Here is a 21,645-nt window from a genome sequence, read left to right on the forward strand (position 1 = left end):
ATGCTGCGTACTTTGCACCTACGCGACTTCGTCATCGTCGACCAGGCGGAAATCCACTTCGAAAGCGGTTTCACGGTCTTTTCGGGTGAAACCGGCGCGGGCAAATCCATACTGATCGACGCCCTTTCCCTCGCCCTGGGCGCGCGCGGCGACGCCTCCGTGCTGCGCGAAGGCAGCAGCCGCAGCGACATCACCGCCGTCTTCGAGGCTCCCGACGGCGTGCGCGCCTGGCTGCGCGAGCGCGAGCTCGACACCGACGACGCGCTCATCCTGCGGCGCGTCATCGACAGCCAGGGCCGCAGCCGCGCCTTCATCAACGGCCTGCCGGCCAATCTGGCGCAATTGCGCGAGCTGGGCGAACAGCTGGTCGACATCCACGGGCAGCACATGCACCAGAGCCTGCTGAAAACCGCCTGCCAGCGCGACATGCTCGACGCCCAGGGCAACCACCAGGCGCTGGCCCGGCAGGTGCAGCAGGCATGGCAAGCATGGCAGGCCGCCGAAAAATCCCTGGACCAGGCCCGGCGCAACGCCGCCGCCCTCAAAGAAGAACGCGAGCGCCTGGAATGGCAGCTGGCCGAACTCGAACGCCTGGGCCTGCAGGAAGGCGAATGGGAAAGCATCAGCCAGGACCACAACCGCCTGGCCCATGCCCAGGCCCTGCTCGAAGGCGCAGGCCATGCCCTGGCCGCGCTGGACGACGACCAGGGGTCCGCGCGCCACACCCTCAACGCCGCGGCCCAGCACATCCAGCAGCTGCTGCGGCACGACGGCCAGCTCCAGACCATCTACGACGCCATAGAATCCGCGCGCATTTCCGTCTCCGAGGCCGTGTCCGACCTGAACAGCTACCTGGACCGCCTCGAACTGAATCCCGAACAGCTCGAACAGGCCGAGCGCCGGATGTCCGCCATCTTTGAAACCGCTCGCAAGTTCAAGGTGGAACCGGGCGAACTGGGCGAACTGCTTGCCGGCCTGCGCGAACGCCTGGACGCCAGCGAAGCCGCCGCGGATACGCAAGCGCTCGCGGAAAAAGCCGAAAAACTCGCAAGCGAATACCGGGCCGCGGCCGACGCCCTGGGCAAGGCCCGCCGCAAGACCAGCAAGCTGCTGGCCGGCCAGGTCAGCGAAGCCATGCAGACGCTGGCCATGAAAGGCGGCCGCTTCGATGTCAGCCTGACCCCTTGCCCGCCCGGCCCCCACGGCAACGAAAACGTGGAATTCCTGGTCGCCGGCCATGCGGGAACCACTCCCAAGCCCTTGGGCAAAGTGGCGTCGGGCGGCGAGTTGGCGCGTATTTCACTGGCGCTGTCGGTCATTGCCAGCCGCGCGGCGCGCGTGCCCACCCTGATCTTCGACGAGGTCGATACCGGCGTGGGCGGCGCGGTGGCGGAAGTCGTGGGCCGCTTGCTGCGCGAGCTGGGCGAACGCCACCAAGTGCTGTGCGTCACGCACCTGCCCCAGGTCGCGGCACGCGGCACGCATCATTTCGAAGTGAAGAAGTCCAGCTCGGCCGCCAGCACGCTGTCGAGCATCGAGGCGCTGGACGAACCCGGCCGGGTCAACGAGCTTGCCCGCATGCTGGGGGGCATGAAAATCACCGACACCACCCGCAAGCATGCGCGGGAAATGCTGAACGGCTAGGGTCCGTCAACGTTAGCAGATCCCAGGGGGTCAGGCTCGCATTGGGTCTGACCCCCTGGAACGCCGGCCGGCCCGGTGGGCCGGCCAGCATATCGCTATTACTATTACTTGGGCGCCGCTTTCGGGGAGCACTTCGGGCAGATGCCGTACAGCAGCATGGTGTGGCTTTCCAGCGCGAAACCGTGGTCCTTGGCGATTTTGTGCTGGCGCTTTTCGATGTCGGAATCCGAAAACTCCACCACCTTGCCGCAATTGGTGCAAATGAGGTGGTCGTGGTGATCGCCGTCATTGAGCTCGAACACGGCCTTGCCGCCGTCGAACTGGCTGCGTACCAGTATGCCCGCCTGCTCGAACTGGGTCAGCACCCTGTACACGGTTGCCAGGCCGATGTCGACGTCTTCGGCGATGAGGGTGCGATAGACATCTTCAGCGCTTTGATGACGTTCGTCGGCTCGGCGAAAAATATCAAGAATCTTCAGGCGCGGAAACGTCGCCTTAAGGCCCATATTTTTGAGTTCGTTCTGATCGTTCATGGCTAAAATGTCTTCGGTAAAGATGATGATGTTCGGGCACGAGTGGGAATTCCTGCGCAACGCCCGACCCTGGCTGGCGCTATGATGCGTTTTATTCTGATTATTGGCCGTCCTCCTTTATGATAACGGTTTTATCCAAATTGAATCACAGGGGCGCTTTGTGCTGACGACTGCAAAACCCATTATTTCCGCGCTGCGCATCGGCGCCGCCGCCGGCGTGCTGGCGGCCGCTCTTGCCGCCTGCGGCACGACCAATTGGGGCTTCCCGTACCGGCCTGACGTCCAGCAGGGCAACTGGATCACCGCCGAACAGGTTGCGCAGCTGCAGCCGGGCATGAGCCGCGAACAGGTGCGCTTCATTCTGGGCACGCCCACGCTGCAAGACATCTTCCGCAGCGACCGCTGGGACTACCCCTACTATAACAAGCCGGGATACGGGCGCGAGCAGGAACGCAAGTTCACGGTCTGGTTCGAAGGCGACAGCCTGGTCCGCTGGGACGGCGACCAGCAGCCCGACCGCCAGCCCTTCCAGAAAGCCGACACCGGCATGAAAAAAGACGGCACGCTCGACACCACGGCCCAGGCGCAGGGCGCCGAAGCCACCGGCAAGCCCGACACCGGCGCTGAAGGCGAACCCCAGCGCAGGCCGTCCATCCTCAACACCGAGCCCCGGCCGGTGCCGCCCGGCGCTCCCGTCCCCGGCCGCGATGCCGCCGAACCCTTGCGCTAAAAAAGGAACACCATGCGTATTGCAATTGCCGGAGCCGACGGCCGTATGGGCCGCATGCTGATCGAAGCCGTGCTTCAAAGCGCCGACCTGCAACTGTCCGTGGCCCTCGACCGCCCCGGCTCGCCCGCCATCGGCCAAGACGCCGGCGCCTTCCTGGGGCGTGAGACCGGCGTCCTGATCACCAGCGACCTCGATTCCCTCGCCCAGGCGGACTGCCTCATCGACTTCACCCGTCCCGAAGGCACGCTGACCCACCTGGAAGCCTGCCTGAAGCACGGCACCAAGTGCGTCATCGGCACTACCGGCTTCAGCGACCAGGGTAAACAGGCCATCCACGCGGCCAGCCAGAAAATCGCCATCGTCTTCGCTCCCAACATGAGCGTGGGCGTAAACGTCACGCTCAAGCTGCTCGACATGGCGGCAAGGCTGCTGAACAGCGGCTACGACGTCGAAGTATTCGAAGCCCACCACCGCAACAAGGTCGACGCCCCCTCCGGCACCGCACTCGCCATGGGCGAAGCCGTGGCGTCGGCCTGGGGCAAAAAGCTCGACGATATCGCCGACTGGGCCCGCCATGGCGAAACAGGCGCCCGCGAAACCGGCAAGATCGGGTTCTCCGTGCTGCGCGGCGGCGACATCGTCGGCGATCACACCGTATATTTCTGCGGTACGGGCGAACGCATAGAAATCACCCACCGCTCCAGCAGCCGCGCCACCTACGCGCAGGGCAGCCTGCGCGCCGCACGCTACCTGTCACGCAAGGAATTCGGCCTGTTCGACATGCAGGACGTCCTGGCCGCCTGAACGTTTCATGTTCGGCCCGCAGTCGTTGCCATTAGACGGCGGCCGTTGCCATTGATATTCCTTGCCGGCGGCCGTTCCCATGCGCCGCCGTCATCGGCCGGCCTGGGGTCTTGGGCCGCGCCGCATGCGGCTCAAGCCACGTTCACGGGCTCCTGCTCCAACGCCACCCCGAAACGCTCCAGCACATCGGACCGGATCGCCGCCGCGAGCGACAACACATCGTCCGCCGATGCTCCGCCATGGTTGACCAGCACCAGCGCCTGCCGATCATGCACACCGACCGGCCCCATCCGGCGCCCCTTCCATCCCGCCCTATCGATCAGCCAGCCCGCCGCCAGCTTGTACGAAACACCGTCCGGCTGCCGGTAGGCGACGATGTCCGGATGGCCGAGCCTCAGCGTTTCCAGCGCCTGCGCCGTCACGATCGGATTCTTGAAAAAGCTGCCCGCATTGCCCAGCACAGCCGGATCCGGCAGCTTGCTGCGCCGGATCTCGCACACCGCGTCGAACACCCGCCGCGCCGTCAGCCCGGCGCCCCGCACGAGCTCCGCATGGCGCCGCAGATCCGGATAATCCAGGACCGGCGCCCAGGGCCGCGGCAGAATAAAACGCACGGCCACGATCAGCCAGCGGCCCGGCCCGGCTTCCTTGAACACACTATGCCGATAAGCAAACCCGCAGTCCCGCGGCCCCATCTCCACCATGCGGCGCCGGGCAATATCCCAGGCCAGCAGGCTATGGAAACGCTGGTCCAGCTCCACCCCGTACGCGCCAATGTTCTGCACCGGCGCCGCGCCCACCGTGCCGGGAATCAGGGCCAGATTCTCCAAGCCATCCCACCCCGCCGCCACACAGCGCGCCACGAAATCGTGCCAGACCTCGCCGCCCTCGGCCTCGACCAGCACATGGTCGTCGCCCTGATCGAGCAGCCGGACACCCGACGTCGCGACTTTCACCACCAGCCCCGCCACCTGCGGAGCAAGAACGACATTGCTCCCGCCCCCCAGCACGAACACCGGCCCATGCTCGCGAGCGAGCTCGGAGACCTCATCCAGCCGGCCACGGTCTGTATACCGGACATAGCGGCGCGCGCGGGAACTCAGCCCCAAAGTGTTGAACGCAGAAAGATCCTGGTCGAAAATCAGCTGCAAGAAACGCCCCACCCTATGCACGCCGGCCAAGCTCGGCAAAAGATGTAAGCATAACGCGGTATCAGCGCGGCGCGGCGCCCGCGCAGCCCCACATGGCCGCCTTGAGCCGCCGATGGATTCGTCGCGGGCCGTTCGCTCTTTGCGGGCTGTTTGCCGGCCTTTGCCGATTCCGTGATTTGACACCCGCTTTGGTTTTTGGTTATTATGCCGATCTTCGCTCAACAAGCGGTTTTTCCAGCAAAGCAAACGCGGCGTGATGTTTCAGGACCTCCCCAGCGATTTGCAAGCAACGAAAAAATGGTTTAAAATGCGAAGCTTCTTTCAGCAAGAACAACGTCTTGCAAGAAGACACCAAGCAGTACTCATGCGGGAATAGCTCAGTTGGTAGAGCGCAACCTTGCCAAGGTTGAGGTCGCGAGTTCGAGACTCGTTTCCCGCTCCAGATTCTAAAAAGGCCCAAACTTCGGTTTGGGCCTTTTTGCGTCTGGTAGCCCCGTCAAATGACCAGAAAGCTGCTGGCCGAATTAATCTCTCGCCAACAAGGAAAAATGCGAGTTGGATACTTGGTAGAAAGCACAGCTCTCCACCAAGTTTTAGATAGTGCTAAATCAGGCCGCGACGCTCCATGTCTTGCTGAATTCTTTTTTTGATGAGCTTAATTGGTGTATCCGCCGACACCAAATGCTTCTTATTAAAGAACGATCCAAAATGAGCCTTGGCTAACACAACAGGAATAGCAGCATCAGATCGCCGGAGAAACTGCCAAGCCAAAAGTTTTCTTTCTGATTCAACGACATAAATCGGGTTTTGAACGAATCCTCGAAAATTTATCACTGTGAACTTGCCTCGGTTTCACGTACAGCGACTCACGCTGCTTTGAGCCTCTGTGCCAGGTGTACCGGCGTACGATAGCCGATGGCTGAATGCAAGCGTGTTCGGTTATAGAAGCCCTCAATCCAGTTGACGATATCGAGCCTGGCGTGGGCACGGGATGCATAGCGAACTTGGTAAATCCGTTCCACTTTCAAGGTTTTAAAAAAGCTTTCCATCACCGTTATCCCAAGCATTGGCCCGTCGGCTCATGGAGGCGACCATACCGTAATCGCGTACCAGTGTGCGGTGAGCCAGGCTTGCGTACTGGCTACCGCGGTCGGTATGCATGATCAGGCCTGGCGCCGGCTTATGCTGCCACTTCAGTCATGCCAACGAACGCACGCTCATATTCGGCCGCTATGTCCTTGTCGTTGCCGAACAGCACCTCATGGGTGGGCCGGTTATGCCCTGCCAGATAGACCACGAAGCACTCGACCATGGCATCGGTCAGACCTCCGGTCTGGAACAACTGCCAGACGTCGAACAGGTCCCGCGGATGCTGGCGATCCAGGGCGGCAACCAGCTTGCCTGCATAGAGCTCGTCCGGGGCGAGCACCGGCACCGCAAATTCAACCCCGAACAGATCGCCAGTGCGGGCATTCAACGGCCTGCGCTCGATGGGCTGCACCGTGCCACGGAACACAATATTGACCTCGACCTTGACCTGGCTGGCCTCGTTCTCGGCGATCAGCTTGGTGTCGCCAAGGTCTTTGCTGCGAATCAACCGTGTCTGTACGCCAAGGCGCTCGACGCGCTGCGCGATGGCGGCCAGTTCCTGGTTGATTGCCTGTAATGCCTGATCACATGGAGTCTGCCAGGGGCGGTACACCACATCTATATCCACCGATAGGCGAGGCATATCACGCAGGAACAGATTGATGGCCGTGCCGCCCTTCATGGCGAAGATATCGTTGTCGAACACGTCGGGCGCGATGCTCAGCAGCAGGCGAACAGTGTCGGCGTAATGTTTATCCATGAGGGTTCAGGCTTAAAAGAGTGCCATCGTTCAGCCGACTCATCCAGCGGCTGGCACTGCCGGAACGTACCGGGTATTGCGCCAGCAACTCATCCACGTCGAGGACACCGGTTTCCCGCGCCCAGGTCAGGAATAGGCGCGCAGCCTTGACGCTGGTGCAGCAGGCCAGCAACCGTCCGAGCACATCCTTGCGCGGTGAGCGCAGACCATCGAACAGGTTGCGGGATTCTTCGAGGCTTTCCCGCGTGCCGGTGTCGTAGAGCAGCTCCAGCACTGCGCGTTCGGGCACTGCCACCCGCAGTCCAGCAGGCTGTTCGGGTGGTGTGTGCAGGGTCTTGCTGGCGAGGTCATCGTCGGGCCAGTCGAACAGCCTTGCATTGACGTAGCGCGATGGAAACCGTGTGGTGAACCAGGCAGGCAACGCAAAGCGGGTCTCCCCCCAGAGCACCAAGGTTTCCCTGGTGGCCAGGTTGTGCCGAACCCCTTGCAACGCCAGGGCGCTTTTGCCGCCAACGTGCAGCCCGGCGACCCGCTTTTGCAGGAGCCGCAGCGCACCACTGGCGTCAAAGTTGTCGTTGGGATAGGCATAGACGCCGTGTCCGAGGCGCACCAGCCAGCCGCTCTCGGCGTAGCGGGCAGCCAGTTTGGGTGACACACCGAAGGTTTCAAGCACGGCGAGATCGAACGGTGCTCCCCGAGGAAGCTCCGCCTGCAGGCGCTTGATTATCTGATGTCGCGAATGTTCGCCCATGCAAGAAATATACGTCAAAATCTAATCAGTTGCCACTGGAGTTGATAGATTTTTCTCTGAAATTCACCCTATAGTAGAATTTTACGACAAAATCTAATCTTAACCCGCTAAGCTGAGCAACGCGACCAAGATAGGCCCATCGCACCACTGGCGAGGGGCCAAGATTGGAAGGCGGTTCCGGCTGTTCTTCCAGTACGTCTCGAAGGCAAAGATCATCGCCTATGCTTGTGTCAAAGATGAATCATCGGTCAACCTCATGCAAGACATCTGCCTCAGCGATGACGACCGATGCGGCTTGGCGCGATACATGGATGCCAGCGAAAGCCACTGGATGCAGGCGGACAACCGACGTTGACGCTGCGAAATAGTTAGTCCACAAACTAGTCCACCCAGCGCTCCAGGACCCGCATGGTGTAGAACTCATTGAACCCGAGATAAGGCGTGCTGTCGTCCGGACCTTTGATGATGTGCCGACTGGTACGCAGCGTTGATTTGCCCAGGGCCTGGGTGAGCGCATTTGCCTCCTCTTCCGGCGCAATGAACTTGGGCACCATGCCGGAGATCGACGCGCGAGCATATCGACGCACCAGGCTGGCAAAATGCGCTGTGGTTTTCGGCTTTGAGCAAGGTCTCGATCTGCAACGGCCCCATGTCACCGACCGGTCCACCGCTCTCCGGCGTGGCGGTGACACGTCCAATCCCCATTCCGCCGACGATCGCCAATAAAGAAAGATCCGTGCCATCCAGCAAAGGCCCGAATTCTTCACGGATGACGCTCAGGAGATAGCCTTCGGGCAGGTTCTGCCGAAAGAAGGGGTGTAGATCCCGTGGCCAGCGCCACGATTCGGCGCGCACCGGCATCGTCAGGCTGACCTCCCCCTGTCCCAATCGGCAGAAATCGCTACCCTGGAGTATTTTGTAGCCCATAAGCATCAATCAGCCCATACCGACTCGGTCTGGTGCTTAAGGGCCACAGGCGGATGAGAGGCGAAAGCCCCTTTTTTCATTCCAGCGAAAGCCACAGAATTCCACCTACAGCCAGCGTTTCTAAGGTCAAAATTAAGCCCAAAGGTGCGTACCTGGCTGGGACAACTGTTCCGCTACGCGCTGGTCATCGTCGAGGGCATGGAGACGAACCCTGACATGGGCCTCGATGTGGTGGCCGAGCCCAAGCCCGCGGTGATGCGGTCATCACCTACCTGGAGTCGCTCGCCGGCGGTGCTGCAGGATGATCCCGGCCATTACCTTCGGCAAAGCTGAAGAGGAAGTCTACTATCGCGTCATTGCGCCCGCGAACCCAGCCAGTCTCCATCGAAGTTCACGACGCAGTCATGCGCCCGATTCCGCCAGCCATTCGCGCGGCGATACCCCCATGCGCTGCCGGAATGCCTTGGACAGGGAGGCCGTGCCGGCAAAACCGAGTTCCGCGGCGATCATCTTCACGGGCCGCCTCGTTCGCATCATCGACGTCGCCAGCGTCAGCCGCCAATCGGTCAGATAGGATGCCGGTGTCGTGCCGGTCGCAGTCTTGAAGGTGGCGGCGAAAGCGCTGCGCGACATGCCGGCGATCGCCGCCATCCGTTCCAGCGGCCACTCCTCATGCGGCGCCTGGTGGAGCGCAACGAGGGACTTGGCCAGCCTCGGGTCGGACAAGCCCATGATCAAACCACTGGCTACACCGGCCTTCGCGGGATGATCAAGGATCCAGCGCAGCAGTTGAATCAGCACCACCTCGAACAGCCGGCTGGCGAGCAGGCGGGAACCGCAGCGCACGTGGTCGGCCTCCGCGAACAGCAGATCCAGGGCCGGACGCAGGCCGTCGACCGCATCCAGCGGTACACGAATGACCGAAGGCAGGGATTGCACGATCGGGTTTCTTTCGCCGCCATCGAAGTCGAGCGTTGCGCAGGTGAAGTCAGACCCTTCGCGCGGGGGATTCACGAAGACGTGGTGCAGCGGTCTCGGATACAGAAGCACCGTGGGTTCGGCCAGACGCAGGCTGGACACTTCCGCCTCGCCGGGCAAATGACGCACTTCCATCTCGCCCCGGCGCAGCACGTGCATGAAGGCACGGCCGGGCATTGCCTCGAAGGTGTGGTTGCCACACATCAGCCCTGTGTGGAACAGCGAAGCCTGGACCCGGAAGCGATCCAGCACCGCGGACAGCCGGTCTATCGGCGGCGCTGAGGCTTCTTGCTGAATTTTGGACTCTTGGACAACTTTCATGGATTTATTATCCCCATAAGTCCATGGATTCTACCTACTATTCCTACTGTGCGCAGCCCCAGCGCGCAGTACCCATCGACTTCAAGGAGTTCCATCATGTCCCGAGTTCCCCTCATCGAAACCACCCATGCCGCCGGCGAACGTCAGGCGTTGCTGAAGCAAATCCATGGCGCTTTCGGCGCGACGCCCGCCATGTTCAAGGCCGTCGCCAACTCCACGGCAGCCCTCAAGAGCATGTGGGGCTCGTTCGGTGCCCTGGGTGGCGGTGTCATTGGCGCCAAGCTCGGCGAACAGATCGCCGTGGCCGTGGCCGACCGCAATGCCTGCGAATACTGCCTGGCCGCGCACACCGTGCTGGGCTGCAACGCGGGCGCCACGCCCGAGGAACTGTCGGCGGCGCAGGTCGGCGAGTCCTCCGACCCCAAGACCGCCGCGGCGCTGCGATTCGCCTTGAAACTGGTCGAGGCGCGCGGCCGGGTCGACGATGCAGACGTGCAGGCGGTGCGCGATGCCGGCTTCAGCGACGAGGAGATCGTCGAGATACTCGCCCACGTCGCGCTGAACCTGTTCACGAACTACGTCAACATCGCTTTCGCGGTGCCGGTGGATTTCCCGGCGGTGAAATTGCGCCGTGCCGCGTAAAACCGTGCCCGGCGGCGGCACGCGCTGGAAAAGACGCGGCTCAAGCAGGGACGAGCGCCGCAATCGATAAGACTATTGATAGACGGGATGCCCGCGGCATAGTTCCACAACCTGTGCCCGGACCCGCGCCGTCGCCGGTTCCAGCCGGCCGGCCTCCAGTGCATCCAGAACGTCGCACAGCCATCCGGCGAGCCGCTCGCACTCGGCCACGCCAAAGCCGCGCGTCGTGACGGCCGGAGTTCCGATGCGCAGCCCCGAGGTCACGAAGGGCGAGCGCGGGTCGTTGGGGACCGAGTTCTTGTTCGCGGTGATGTACGCCTCGCTGAGGGCGGCATCAGCATCCTTGCCCGTATAAGGCTTGCCGGACAAGTCGATCAGCATCAGGTGGTTGTCGGTGCCGCCGGATACGATCCGGTAGCCGCGCCGCAAGAGCACGGCCGCCATGGCGCGGGCATTGGCCACGACCTGGCGCTGATAAGTCTTGAAATCGGGCTGCAGCGCTTCCTTGAAAGCGATGGCCTTGGCGGCAATGATGTGCATCAGCGGTCCGCCCTGGACACCGGGGAAAACCGCGGAATCGAGTTTCTTGTAGAAGTCCTCGTCCTGGCCCTTGGAAAGGATGATGCCGCCGCGCGGTCCCCTTAGGGTCTTGTGGGTGGTGCTGGTGACCACATGGGCGTGCGGCAGCGGGTCGGGGTATTCGCCGGCGGCGACCAGGCCCGCGACATGTGCCATATCCACCCAGAAGATCGCTCCCGCCTTGTCGGCGATGGCACGCATGCGTGCCCAATCCTTGTGGCGGGAATAGGCGGAGAAGCCGCCGATGAGCATTTTCGGCCGCGTTTCCAATGCGATGCGCTCCATCTCGTCGTAGTCGATCCGCCCCGTCTGGGGATCGAGGCCATAGGGTACGATCTTGTAGTGCCGGCCGGAGAAGTTGGACGGATTGCCGTGCGTCAGGTGGCCCCCCTGGGCCAGGTTCATGCCCATTACGGTGTCCCCGGGCTGGGCCAGTGCAAGGAATACGGCGGCGTTGGCCTGGGCACCGGCATGCGGCTGGACGTTGACGTAATCGCAGTCGAACAGCGCCTTGAGGCGCTCGATGGCCAGGCTTTCCGCCATGTCCACGTTCTCGCAGCCGCTGTAATAGCGCTTGCCGGGGTAGCCTTCGGCATATTTGTTGGTGAACACGGAGTTCTGAATGGCCATGACCAGCGGGCTGGCGTAGTTCTCGGAGGCAATCAATTCGGCATGGTCTTCTTGGCGGCGCGCTTCTTGCCGCAAGGCGGCGGCGAGGTCGGGGTCGAACTCGGCCAGTCTCAGGGATGAGTCGTACATGGTGGAGGTCCTATCGTCGGGGATGTGGGTGTGTCGGGGTTCGGTGTGATTACGGGCATGTCGACGTCCTTGAAACGCGCATGGCGGATGGCGATGACGGTGCTCATGATGGTTCCTCTGGATCGATATCGATGGCGGCGGGCCAGTAGTGGCTGTCCGGCAAGGGCCTGGCACCGAAGATGGCCTGGCCGACGCGCACCACGGTGGCGCCTTCCTCGATCGCAATCTCGAAGTCCCCCGACATGCCCATGGAAAGCTCATCCAGTCCGATGCCGGCGGGCGCGTTTTGCCGCAGCTTGTCGCGCAGGTTCCGCAGCAGGATGAAACATTGGCGTACCCGCTCGGCTTCGGCCGAGAACAGCGCCAGCGTCATCAACCCGCGCACGCGCAGCGCGGAGTATGCGGGCAGTTGTGCCATGAAGCCCTGGACATCCTCGGGCACCAGGCCGTACTTGCTCGCTTCTCCGGACGTGTTGACCTGCACGAACACGTCCAGCGACCGGCCCTCGGCCTGAAGGCGGCGATCCAGCGCCTCGGCCACGCGCAGGCTGTCCAGCGCCTGGAACTCGCTGGCGAAGCGCGCCACCAGCTTGGCCTTGTTGGTCTGAAGATGGCCGATGACGGACCATTTCAGGTCGTTCAGATCCTGCATGGCCTCCCACTTGCGATACGCTTCCTGCACTTTGTTTTCACCGAGCAGGCGACAGCCGGCGGCATAGGCCAGGCGCAGGCTGGATTCGGGCTTGGTCTTGCTCACGGGCAGCAGCCGAACGCCGGCCGGATCGCGCCCGACGCGCCGGCAGGCGGCAGCGATGCGGGCCTGCACGGCTGCGATGTTGTGGCGGAAGTCTTCGACCGTGGCGGCCTGCGGGTAGCGGCCATGCTGGTCGTGTCGAGTTTGGGTAGCTGTCGGATGGGTGATGTCTTTCCAACGAACCGACGAAGGAGAATGAGCGGATGACATGACTCTTATGCAGCTCCCGGAAAAAGGATTGACCAGGTTTGGTATCTGATTTATACGTCTTTATTGGATTGATTGACCCCACCAATTTTCATAAGACATACCGGCCAATTGTTCAAGCACGCTCAATTTGAAACCATCAAAGCCTGGATGGGAGACCCCGCCCATGGCGCTTTGTCCCTGCACGTGCGCATCCAGCGCGCGGTGCGGCAACTGATACTCGACGGGGCGCTCGATGTGGGCCGCCCCTTGCCGCCTTCGCGCACCTTGGCCCGGTCGCTGGGCGTTTCCCGCGACACAGTGGAGGCGGCCTATAGCCAGTTGCACGCAGAGGGATTCATCGAACGGCGTGTCGGAAGCGGCAGCTTTGTGTCTGGACAAGTGCGGCGCCTGCCCGGGCGCGGTCTGGTGCGGCGATCTGCCGCGCGAAAGCCGGAACTCCGTCTGAGCCGGCGTGGCAATGCGATGCTGACGGGAGGCGGCGTGCGCGACTTCCTCGCGCCCCGCGCCTTTGCGCCCGGTGTGCCTGAAACCCGCAACTTCCCGCTGCATACCTGGGAGCGGCTGCAACGACAGGTGTTCAAGGAGTACGGAACTCAGGCGCTGCTGCACAGCCCGCCTCAAGGCATGGAGCAGCTACGCCGGGCCATTGCCGATTACGTCAATCTCGAACGCGGCGCACGCGCCACGCCCGACCGCGTGCTGGTCCTCACCAGCTCTCAACAGGCATTGACCTTGTGCGCCAATGTGCTGCTCGATGCCGGCGAGCGCATCTTCATCGAGGACCCCGTCTATCATGGCGCACGCAAGGCGTTCGATGCGGCAGGCCTCACATGCGTCCCTGTGCCTTTGGATGCCGATGGCATGCAGGTTGAACGCCTGCGCACAGGGCAGGCCGCCAGAGCCGTGTTCCTGACCCCCTCGCACCAGTTTCCGACCGGCACAACGCTTGCGCTGGATCGGCGCCTGGCCGCCATCGAGTGGGCGCAGCGGGAACAGGCCTGGATCATCGAAGACGATTACGACAGCGAGTTCCACTACGCTGGAAAACCCACGGCTTGCGTGCAAGGGCTGGACCCGCATGAACGCACGATCTATATCGGCACATTCACCAAGTCATTGTTTCCCGGCCTGCGCATCGGCTATATGGTTCTGCCGTCCCAGCTTGTACAGCCCATGACGGTGGCACGCACGCTGCTGGACGGGCATAGCGCCTCTATTCCCCAACTGACGCTGGCGCGCTTCATCGAGGGAGGGCATTTCGGGGCTCATGTGCGGACCATGCGTACCGTCTATGCCGAGCGGCGGGACGCGCTGGCGACGCTTGTTCGCAAGCACCTTTCGGAATTTCTGGAGCCCTGGGTGCCTGCCGGCGGCATGCAGATGCCTTGCCTCCTCGTCCAGGGGATTCCGGAATCCGAAGCCGTAGCAGCCGCGGGAAGAGCGGGCATCGACCTGCTGGGGTTGACGTCCCTGCATGCTTCGCAGCAGCACAAGGCCGGATTCCTGATGGGCTTTGCCGCCCATACGCCGGGGGAGATGGAAGTCGCAGTAAAGAAGCTGGCGAGCGTCTTGCGCGCATTGAATCGCAAAACCGCGGCGGCTCGTTGAGTCAGGACCGCGGGCAACTCGTCTTCAACACGACACCGAACATGGTGGATGCTGCGCTCGCGGGGCCGGGCATTGCCACCCTGCCCGAGGAGGTGTTCGCGCCGCACATCGAGGAAGGCCGCCTCGTGCGCGTACTGCAGGACTGGTGCGAGCCTTTCTCCGGGTACTTCCTGTACCACCCCAGCCGCCGGCAACCATCGCCCGCGTTCTCGCTGGTGGTCGATGCGCTTCGCTACAGCGAGGGCTCGACCGCGCTGTCGAAGCGATAACGGGACGGATACGGCTCGCAAGCGCCGCGCCTCAATCCTCCGCGGAGCGCGCCACGGGATCCGCAACCGTGCCTTCGCGCCGCAGCCAGGCCTCGGACAGGGCGTCGAGGAAAATTTCGGCGGCTTCCCACGGCGTCATTTCCCCTTGCGCGACCGCGTCCGCCAATTGCGGCAGCGAGGGGCCCGCGCCTGCGGGCAGCGGCTGCGCGAGCAGGCGTCCGGATGCCAGCCGGCGAATGTGATCCTGGAAGCGTTCGGCGCGCCGGCTGCCGTCGCGGCCGGTGGCGCGCTGCCAGCTGAGGAAGCCTTCCACCACGCGGCATAGCGCCTCGGTGCTGTCGCCCTGGAGCGCGCAGACGCTGACCACCGGGGGCCGCCAGAATGATTCGTCCGTGCCGGCGTTGCCATGGCGCCGGTGCAGAACCGCGTTCGCATACGCCCGCTCCTGCCCCGCCCGCTGACCGCCCTGATTGACGCCGGGCCGGCCCGGATAGATCAGATCGAGGTTCGCTTCGAGGAAAGCGGCAAAGGTGCCGGCCCCGGGCAGATCGGATTTATTGACGGCATAGACGTCGCCGATTTCCAGGATGCCGGCCTTGCCGGCCTGGATCTGGTCCCCCAGGCCGGGAACCGACACGACGATGACGCAATCGGCCAGTGTCGCCACTTCGACGTCGGCCTGCCCGCTGCCGACGGTTTCGACGAGGATGCGTTCAAAGCCTTGCGCCGCCATCACGACGACGACATCCTGCACCGCCCGGCTCAGCCCGCCGACGTGCCCGCGCGATGACAAGCTGCGCACGAACACGCGCGGATGCGCGGAGGCCCGGTCCATGCGAAAACGGTCGCCGAGCACGGCGCCTCCGGTGTAGGGGCTGGAAGGGTCGATGGCGATCACCGCCACTTGCTCGCCCTGCTCCGCCCAATGCAGCGCCAGGCGGTCGAGCAGCGTGGACTTGCCGGCGCCCGGCGGACCGGTGACGCCGATAACCGGTACGTGCCTTCCCGCCTTGTAGGCTGCGCGCAGGATGGCGTGCGACTCCGGGCGCCTGTTCTCGACCAGGCTGAGCGTGCGCGCCACCTGCCGTATATTGAATTTGACGTCCAGCATGGATTCATTCCACCGTGATCGACATGGCGTCGCCCTGGCCGAAGCCGCCGCAGATTGCGGCTACGCCGCGGCCTCCTCCGCGGCGGCGCAGCCCATTGATGAGGGTCATCACGATCCGCGCGCCGCTGGCGCCCAGCGGATGGCCGAGCGCGACCGCGCCGCCGTGCATGTTGGTGCGCGAGCGCAGCCGCCCGGCCACCGCGGCGTCGCCGCCGGCCAATGCGAGCGTGCTGACGAGCGGTGTCGCGGCATAGGCTTCGTTGATTTCGATGATGTCCCACCCGCAGGCGTCCATGCCGGCGCGGTCGGCCAGGCGGGCGATTGCGGTGGCCGGCGTGGACGTGCCGGAGGTGGGCGCGCCGCTCACCTGCGCATAATCGACGATACGCGCCAGCGCTTCCAGCCCGTTGGCGCGGGCGAAATCGCGCCGGCAAAGAACCAGGAAGGCCGCGCCGTCGTTCAGGCCCGGCGCATTGCCCGCCGTTACCGTCTTGCCCCCATAAACCGGCTTGAGCTTCGCCAAGTCTTCGAGCGAGGTGTCCGGGCGCGGCGACTCGTCGGCCGTCACCCATCTGGACGTCCCCTTGGGACCCGGCACTTCGACCGCGAACCGCTCGAAGTCGAAATAGCCATCGGCTTGCGCACGCGCATAGCGTTGCTGGCTTTCCAGCGCCCACGCATCCTGCGCCGCGCGGCCCACGCCGCGCCGGATCGATTCTTCACCGGTATAAACGGCGATCGGCTGCTCCACCACCCGCCCGCGAATCAACAGCGGGTCTTCGACGCAGACGTCCCCCAGGCGCCGAGCGCGCTGCCGCGGCCACAGCAGCGGAGTGCGGCTGAGGGATTCGAATCCGCCGCACACCACCACCGACGCCTCGCCCAGCCGGATATCCCTGAACCCCATGCCGATCGCCGTCATGCCCGAGCAGCACGCACGGTCGATGGTCGCCGACGGCGTCGTCTCCGGCAGCGAAGAGCTGAGCACGGCCTGGCGCACCGGGGTCAGCATGGCGGATGCGATCATGCCGACGCCGCCATACAGAGCGTCGACGGCACTCGCGGCGATTCCCGACCGGGCGATGCCGGCATCGATGGCCAGCGCCCCGAGGGCGGGGCCGTCCAGGTCCCGCAGCGCCCCCTCGAAGCGGCCGAACGGCGTTCTTGCCACTGAAACGACAACGACATCGGCGTCAGACATGCGCGGTCTTCCCCAGGTTCAAGGCTTCCGCTTTCAGCTTGGGCCTGTCGATCTTGCCATTCGCGTTCTTCGGAATGGCGTCGACAAAGTGGAAATGGCGGGGCGTTTTGAAGCCCAGCAAGGATTTGCAGTAGTCGGCCAACTGCCCGGCGGTGAGCGTCTCGTTGGCGACCGGGGCGATGAAGGCGACCGCCGCTTCCCCCCAGTCCGGATCGGGAATGCCGAGGACGGCGGCTTCGAGGACGCGGGGGTGGCTGGTCAGCACGGCCTCCACCTCGGCGGGGTAGATGTTGAAGCCGCCGCTGATCAGCATGTCCTTGCTGCGGCCGGAGATCGTGATGAAACCCTGGCCGTCGCAGTAAGCCAGATCCCCCGACCACAGCCAGCCGTCGCGCAACGCCCTGGCCGTTTCGTCGGGACGGTTCCAATAGCCCTGCATGACGTGTTCCGAACGGATGGTGATCTCGCCGACCTCGCCAACCGGCACCGGTACGCCATCCTCGTTCCGCAGCACCACTTCGACGAAGGTGTAGGGCTTGCCGATGCAGCCGACGCGCTGCGTTCCTCTCTTTCCTTCCTGGTCCGGCAGGAAGTGATCCGCCGGCCCCAGGGTCGCGACGGTCATCATGGCTTCCGTCAGGCCGTAATTCTGGGTGAGGATAGGCCCGAAACGATCGAGCGCCTTGCTGAGCGTGTTGTGGGAAATCGGCTCGGCGCCGTAGCCGATGGCGCGCAAGCTCGTCAGATCGTAGCGGTCGATGTCCGGATGATTGACGATGCGCGTCAGCACGGTCGGCACGCAGGTGAAGACCGTGACCCGTTCGCGCTGGATCGTTTCCAGCAGGCCTTCGACCGAACCGCCTTCGATGATCACGTTGCGCGCGCCGCGCAGATACCAGGGAACGAAATACGTGCCGCTCGCGTGCGTCAGGGGCCCGATATGCGCCACCACATCGTCGTGGCGCATATCCCGGTCGATCAGCATGTTGCGATATACCGCCGACCAGTTGCGGCGCGTCAGCATCACTCCCTTGGGCTTTCCCGAGGTGCCGGACGTGTAGTTGATCGTGCACAGGTCGTCGGGCCGGGAGAGATCGGCAACCCGCCCCTCGGTACGGGCCACGGCGGGCCACGCGGGCCCGCCCGTCGCGTCGCAGCCGTCGACCTGGCACCACCAGAGCCCGGGCATTTCGGAGGCGAGTGCCGCCGCGCGATCGGACGTCGCGCTGTCGAAGAAGACGGCGGACGCGCCGCAATCTTCGAGGACGGTTCCCACTTCCCTGGCCGTGAAGCGCATGTTCAGCGGCACCCGCACCAGGCCGGCCTGTTCGAGCGCGAATTGCAGCAGCACGTATTCCGGCCGATTCGACATGAACAGGCAGACGCGGCTGCCGCGCTCCAGGCGGGCGGCCAGGCCGGCTGCAATGGCGCAGGCCTGCGCATTGAATTCGGCGAAGGTCCAGCGCCGCTGGCCATACGTAAGGCATTCCCGTCCGGAAAAATGGCGGGCGGCCTTGCCGATGATTGCGCTCAAAGAAGCTGAATCATTCATGTCCGGTCACCATAGCGCTCCTTGATGTAATGAACGACCTCCGGCACCGGCGTTCCCGACAGGAAGATCTCGTTCACGCCCGCTTCCTTCAACGGGCCGATGTCTTCTTGGGGGATGACGCCCCCGGCGATCAGGCCGATGTCCTGCGCGCCCGCCTCGCTCAGCAATTGCCTCAGCCTGGGCAGCAGGGTCAAGTGGGCGCCCGAAAGAATGCTGATGCCGATCACGTCGACGTCTTCTTCCAGCGCCGCCCGCACCACCTGCTCCGGCGTGCGGCGCAAGCCGGTGTATATCACTTCCATTCCGGCGTCCAGCAGGCCGCGCGCGATGACGCGAGCGCCGACGTCGTGGCCGTCCAGCCCTACCTTGGCGACCAATACGCGGACTTTTCTTTCCGATGCGGCCATGCGGCTATCCTTAAAAATCGGTGGATGGCTGGAACACACCGAAGTGGCTCTTCCATCGTTCGCAGATTTCACCCACCGTGGCAAGCGCCTTGACCGCTTCGATCGTGGGAGGCACCATGTTCGCGCCGGTCCGGCAAGCTTCGTCGATTGCGGCGAGCGCCGCCTCGACTCGCGCCGGGTCCCGCGCGGCCTTGACCCGGGCGACGCGCTGCATCTGTTTCTGCACGGTCCGGGCGTCGATGCGGAACGCGGTATTCGGCACATTGGGCCGTTGCGGCCATTTGTTGACCGTGATCCATGGACGGCTGCCGCTATCCAGCGCCCGCTGGCGGCGGACCGCTCCTTCGGTCATCCACCGCCTGCCCAGGCCGGTGCTGATGACCGCCTGGGCGCCGCCCGCGTCTTCGATTTCCCGCAGCGCGCCCCGTATCTGTTCTTCGACCTGATTGGTGAGCGTTTCCACGAAATAAGAGCCGCCCAGCGGATCGATGGTGTCGGTGAAGCCATGTTCATGGGCGAGGATCTGCTGAGTGCGCAGGGCCACCTTGACCGATTCCTCGGTGGGCGTGGAAACCGCTTCATCGTAGGAGGCGATATAGATATACGACGCGCCGCCCAATACATACGCAAGCGTGCCGAAGCCGATGCGCACGATGTTGTTGAGCGGCTCCTGCAAGGTTTCCTGGCCGTGGCCGTAGACGGTCATGCGCAGCGCCATGGCGTCCGGACGGGTGGCGCCGTAGCGTTCCTTCATCAAGCGCGCCCAAGTGCGGCGCAGCGCCCGCAGGTTGGCGACCGATACGAAGAAATCGTGCCGCTCATCGGGAAACATGTGGAGCAAGGGCGCGACCTGGTCGATGCCGTAGCCTTTTTCCAGCAGCAGGCCGATGTAGTGCATGGCGTTCGACAGGGCGATGGCGGCCGCCCTGCTGGAGCCCGCTCCGCCCGCATTGATGTGATTGACGCATACCGTCATCGGCGACCAATGAGGGGCATGGTCCGCGCACCACGCGACACAGTCCGTCGCCAGCCGCGCGGCGGCTTCCGCCGGAAGAATCTGCGTTCCCCGCGCGATGTATTCCTTGAGCGGATCGTTTTGCAGATTGACGGTGTATTGGCTCCAGTCCAGGCCGCGGCGTTCGCCGAGCACCGCGAACATGGCGAGCACGATGGGGCCGATCGAATTGCCGAGCGTGCCGATGCGCTTGATCCGCGTGATGTCGAGGCCGTCGAACAGGGCTTCCATATCCGCCATGGTGTCGATGGCCACGCCCACCTGGCCGACCTCGCCGGTGGACATTTCGTGGTCCGAATCGTAGCCGCACTGGGTCGGGAGATCCAGCGCCACCAGCAGCTGCTCCGCCCCCCAGTCGACCAGCGTCCGGAAGCGCTGGTTGCAGTCCTGCGCCTCGCCGAACCCCGAGTAGGCCGACACCACGAAGGATTCCGTCCGGAACATGCCGGCCCGGTCGCCGCGGGTGAATGGATACTGGCCGGGAAAGCCGATGTCCTCGAGGTAAGAGCGGCCGCCCTCTTGCACATCCAGAGGCGTATAGAGGGGGCGGACCTCGATGCCGGTGTCGGTAAGGAAGGCGCGCCGCTCTCCTTTTTCCTGCACTTCGGCGTCGTAGTGCCGTTCCCGCCAGGTCTTTGCGGCGTCGGACAGTGCGGCGCTTTGCGCCTCGGTCTGGGGAAGGCCGCCGTCGTTCACGCGCTTCCCTTCGTACGGATCGACGGCCTCGCCCGAGTCCGCAACCGCCGGCGCCACACCGCCTCGCTCGTCGATGATGTGCATGCTATTGGCTCCCGGCCAGGCCGATCTGCCGGACTACCGGCGACAGCTTGTCCATTTCGGATTTGATGAAATCGCCCAGTTCTTCGGGCGTGGAACTGACGAGCTCGATGGCGGTGAGCCTGTCGCCCAGTCCCGGCAGCGCGATGATGCGGCGGATCTCGCCATTCAATTTATCGACGATGGGGCGAGGCGTTCCGGCCGGCGCCAACATGCCGAACCATTCTGTCGTGACGACATCGAAGCCCTGCTCTTTGAAAGTGGGTATGTCGGGAACGGAGGCATAGCGCCGCTCCGAAGAAATTCCCAGCGGCTTGACCTGCCCGGCCCTGTAGTTCTGCAAGGCCTGCCCCACGGTGGCGAAAGTCATGGGGATGTGCCCGGCAATGACGTCCATCAGAGCGGGGGTGCCGCCTTTATAGACGATATGCTGCATGTCGATCTTGGAATCCAGCTTGAACAGCTCGGCGGTCAAGTGGGTCATGGAGCCTGCGCCGGCGGAGCCGAAATTGATCGGCTCGGGATGGGTCTTCGAAAACTCCTTCAGTTCCTTCAGATCGTTGGGCGGAAACTTGGGGTTGGCATAAGCGACGATGGGCGTGCGCGCAATCAACCCTATCGGCTGGAAGTCCTTGAGGGTGTCATACGGCAATTCCTTTCGAAGGATGGGATTGGTCGTGTGGTTGCTGACCGCAATCATCACCGTATAGCCGTCGGGAGGCGACGACGCCAGGACCGCGGTGCCGATCTGCGTGGACGCGCCCGGCCTGGATTCGACCAATACCGGCTGGCCCCAGTGGGCCTGCATCCGTTCCGCCAGGACACGGGCGATCGCGTCCACGGACCCGCCGGCCGCGAACGGAACGATGATTCTTATCGGTTTCGACGGATAAGAGTCGGCGGCGGATTGCGCCTGAGCAGCGGGCTGCGCCAACAGGCTTGCAGCGAAAAGTGTGCCAACGATGAGGCCTCGGCGGCCAAGCATGTTTGTCATCTCCACCCCTCTCTTTTTCCGTATTTCGCATCTTTCATGAGCTTTTCAAGAAACTCACGAGACGTCATTATTCTCGATC

At 63.7% G+C, this 21,645-nt stretch carries 20 protein-coding genes, 1 tRNA gene and 4 pseudogenes; 10 read left to right on the forward strand and 15 right to left on the reverse strand.

Going from position 1 to position 21,645, the window contains the following annotated elements:
* Positions 1–1,644, forward strand: coding sequence for a DNA repair protein RecN (gene recN / locus H0A72_RS08245; RefSeq protein ID WP_180154604.1), 1,644 nt, complete (start codon positions 1–3; stop codon positions 1,642–1,644).
* 104 nt (positions 1,645–1,748) lie between these two features.
* Here recN and fur read toward each other — a convergent pair whose 3' ends face one another.
* Positions 1,749–2,177, reverse strand: coding sequence for a ferric iron uptake transcriptional regulator (gene fur, locus H0A72_RS08250; protein ID WP_180154605.1), 429 nt, complete (start codon positions 2,175–2,177; stop codon positions 1,749–1,751).
* A gap of 160 nt (positions 2,178–2,337) precedes the next feature.
* On the opposite strand from fur, the gene H0A72_RS08255 reads away from it, so the two are divergent.
* Together H0A72_RS08255 and dapB are read left to right on the forward strand one after the other, a co-directional pair.
* Positions 2,338–2,907 carry an outer membrane protein assembly factor BamE gene (locus H0A72_RS08255; protein ID WP_343060160.1) on the forward strand — a complete coding sequence of 190 codons (570 nt, stop codon included), beginning with the start codon at positions 2,338–2,340 and terminating at the stop codon, positions 2,905–2,907.
* Positions 2,908–2,919: 12 nt separating this feature from the next.
* Complete coding sequence (dapB, locus tag H0A72_RS08260; RefSeq protein WP_180154606.1) at positions 2,920–3,711, forward strand: 4-hydroxy-tetrahydrodipicolinate reductase; 792 nt, start codon at positions 2,920–2,922, stop codon at positions 3,709–3,711.
* 131 nt (positions 3,712–3,842) lie between these two features.
* Here the strand turns inward: dapB and murB are convergent, their stop codons facing one another.
* Entirely contained in the window at positions 3,843–4,862 is a 1,020-nt protein-coding gene (gene murB, locus H0A72_RS08265) for a UDP-N-acetylmuramate dehydrogenase (RefSeq protein ID WP_246436900.1), read from the reverse strand.
* Between the two features lie 92 nt (positions 4,863–4,954).
* Between murB and H0A72_RS08270 the strand changes: the two genes are divergently transcribed.
* Both H0A72_RS08270 and H0A72_RS08275 read left to right on the forward strand, forming a co-directional pair.
* On the forward strand, positions 4,955–5,119 hold the full coding sequence (locus tag H0A72_RS08270) for a hypothetical protein (RefSeq protein WP_180154607.1): 165 nt from the start codon (positions 4,955–4,957) through the stop codon (positions 5,117–5,119).
* 109 nt (positions 5,120–5,228) lie between these two features.
* Positions 5,229–5,304, forward strand: a tRNA-Gly gene (locus H0A72_RS08275).
* Between the two features lie 424 nt (positions 5,305–5,728).
* Here the strand turns inward: H0A72_RS08275 and H0A72_RS22135 are convergent.
* From H0A72_RS22135 to H0A72_RS08295, 3 genes and pseudogenes are all read right to left on the reverse strand, one after another.
* A pseudogene (locus H0A72_RS22135) lies at positions 5,729–6,053 on the reverse strand (integrase core domain-containing protein); the annotation flags it as partial.
* Positions 6,052–6,711, reverse strand: a pseudogene (locus H0A72_RS08290) (nucleotidyl transferase AbiEii/AbiGii toxin family protein); the annotation flags it as partial. The pseudogenes H0A72_RS08290 and H0A72_RS22135, both read right to left, overlap by 2 nt.
* A complete protein-coding gene (locus H0A72_RS08295) occupies positions 6,704–7,462 on the reverse strand; it encodes a type IV toxin-antitoxin system AbiEi family antitoxin domain-containing protein (protein ID WP_180154610.1) in 759 nt (252 codons plus the stop codon). The pseudogene H0A72_RS08290 and the gene H0A72_RS08295, both read right to left, overlap by 8 nt.
* A 130-nt stretch (positions 7,463–7,592) precedes the next feature.
* On the opposite strand from H0A72_RS08295, the gene H0A72_RS22515 reads away from it, so the two are divergent.
* The gene (locus H0A72_RS22515; RefSeq protein WP_425502497.1) at positions 7,593–7,817 is read left to right on the forward strand and encodes a type II toxin-antitoxin system YhaV family toxin; all 225 of its coding nucleotides are present in this window, start codon (positions 7,593–7,595) and stop codon (positions 7,815–7,817) included.
* A gap of 37 nt (positions 7,818–7,854) precedes the next feature.
* Here H0A72_RS22515 and H0A72_RS08305 read toward each other — a convergent pair.
* Positions 7,855–8,335 (reverse strand): annotated as a pseudogene (locus H0A72_RS08305) (HipA N-terminal domain-containing protein); the annotation flags it as partial.
* A gap of 198 nt (positions 8,336–8,533) precedes the next feature.
* On the opposite strand from H0A72_RS08305, the gene H0A72_RS08310 reads away from it, so the two are divergent.
* Entirely contained in the window at positions 8,534–8,722 is a 189-nt protein-coding gene (locus tag H0A72_RS08310; protein WP_180154611.1) for a hypothetical protein, read from the forward strand.
* A 69-nt stretch (positions 8,723–8,791) separates the two neighbouring features.
* Here the strand turns inward: H0A72_RS08310 and H0A72_RS08315 are convergent, their stop codons facing one another.
* Positions 8,792–9,637 (reverse strand): cupin domain-containing protein, encoded by an 846-nt coding sequence (locus H0A72_RS08315; protein ID WP_180154915.1) that lies wholly within the window; start codon positions 9,635–9,637, stop codon positions 8,792–8,794.
* Between the two features lie 147 nt (positions 9,638–9,784).
* On the opposite strand from H0A72_RS08315, the gene H0A72_RS08320 reads away from it, so the two are divergent.
* Positions 9,785–10,330 carry a carboxymuconolactone decarboxylase family protein gene (locus H0A72_RS08320; protein WP_180154612.1) on the forward strand — a complete coding sequence of 182 codons (546 nt, stop codon included), beginning with the start codon at positions 9,785–9,787 and terminating at the stop codon, positions 10,328–10,330.
* Positions 10,331–10,402: 72 nt separating this feature from the next.
* On the opposite strand, the gene glyA is transcribed toward H0A72_RS08320, so the two are convergent.
* Together glyA and H0A72_RS08330 are read right to left on the reverse strand one after the other, a co-directional pair.
* Positions 10,403–11,668: a serine hydroxymethyltransferase gene (glyA, locus tag H0A72_RS08325; RefSeq protein ID WP_180154613.1), complete on the reverse strand. Its 1,266-nt coding sequence runs from the start codon at positions 11,666–11,668 to the stop codon at positions 10,403–10,405.
* Between the two features lie 103 nt (positions 11,669–11,771).
* Complete coding sequence (locus tag H0A72_RS08330) at positions 11,772–12,632, reverse strand: YggS family pyridoxal phosphate-dependent enzyme (protein WP_180154614.1); 861 nt, start codon at positions 12,630–12,632, stop codon at positions 11,772–11,774.
* A gap of 108 nt (positions 12,633–12,740) precedes the next feature.
* On the opposite strand from H0A72_RS08330, the gene pdxR reads away from it, so the two are divergent.
* Together pdxR and H0A72_RS08340 are read left to right on the forward strand one after the other, a co-directional pair.
* Positions 12,741–14,240: a MocR-like pyridoxine biosynthesis transcription factor PdxR gene (gene pdxR, locus H0A72_RS08335; protein ID WP_180154615.1), complete on the forward strand. Its 1,500-nt coding sequence runs from the start codon at positions 12,741–12,743 to the stop codon at positions 14,238–14,240.
* A gap of 11 nt (positions 14,241–14,251) precedes the next feature.
* Positions 14,252–14,509, forward strand: a pseudogene (locus H0A72_RS08340) (LysR substrate-binding domain-containing protein); the annotation flags it as partial.
* Positions 14,510–14,540: 31 nt separating this feature from the next.
* Here H0A72_RS08340 and meaB read toward each other — a convergent pair.
* The 6 genes from meaB to H0A72_RS08370 are packed head-to-tail and all read right to left on the reverse strand — an operon-like array spanning position 14,541 to position 21,557.
* Complete coding sequence (meaB, locus tag H0A72_RS08345) at positions 14,541–15,620, reverse strand: methylmalonyl Co-A mutase-associated GTPase MeaB (RefSeq protein ID WP_180154616.1); 1,080 nt, start codon at positions 15,618–15,620, stop codon at positions 14,541–14,543.
* A 4-nt stretch (positions 15,621–15,624) separates the two neighbouring features.
* Positions 15,625–16,821, reverse strand: a complete 1,197-nt coding sequence (locus H0A72_RS08350; RefSeq protein ID WP_180154617.1) for a thiolase family protein — start codon at positions 16,819–16,821, stop codon at positions 15,625–15,627.
* Positions 16,814–18,373: a class I adenylate-forming enzyme family protein gene (locus H0A72_RS08355; protein WP_180154618.1), complete on the reverse strand. Its 1,560-nt coding sequence runs from the start codon at positions 18,371–18,373 to the stop codon at positions 16,814–16,816. Before H0A72_RS08355 ends, H0A72_RS08350 begins: the two co-directional genes overlap by 8 nt.
* Positions 18,370–18,780: a cobalamin B12-binding domain-containing protein gene (locus H0A72_RS08360; RefSeq protein ID WP_180154619.1), complete on the reverse strand. Its 411-nt coding sequence runs from the start codon at positions 18,778–18,780 to the stop codon at positions 18,370–18,372. The genes H0A72_RS08355 and H0A72_RS08360 overlap by 4 nt, the downstream gene beginning before the upstream one ends.
* Positions 18,781–18,790: 10 nt before the next feature.
* Positions 18,791–20,575 carry a methylmalonyl-CoA mutase family protein gene (locus H0A72_RS08365; RefSeq protein WP_180154620.1) on the reverse strand — a complete coding sequence of 595 codons (1,785 nt, stop codon included), beginning with the start codon at positions 20,573–20,575 and terminating at the stop codon, positions 18,791–18,793.
* Between the two features lies 1 nt (position 20,576).
* Complete coding sequence (locus H0A72_RS08370; RefSeq protein ID WP_180154621.1) at positions 20,577–21,557, reverse strand: tripartite tricarboxylate transporter substrate binding protein; 981 nt, start codon at positions 21,555–21,557, stop codon at positions 20,577–20,579.
* Between the last annotated feature and the right edge of the window lie 88 nt (positions 21,558–21,645).

The organism is Parapusillimonas granuli, assembly GCF_013416525.1.
GTDB classification, from domain to species: domain Bacteria; phylum Pseudomonadota; class Gammaproteobacteria; order Burkholderiales; family Burkholderiaceae_B; genus Parapusillimonas; species Parapusillimonas granuli.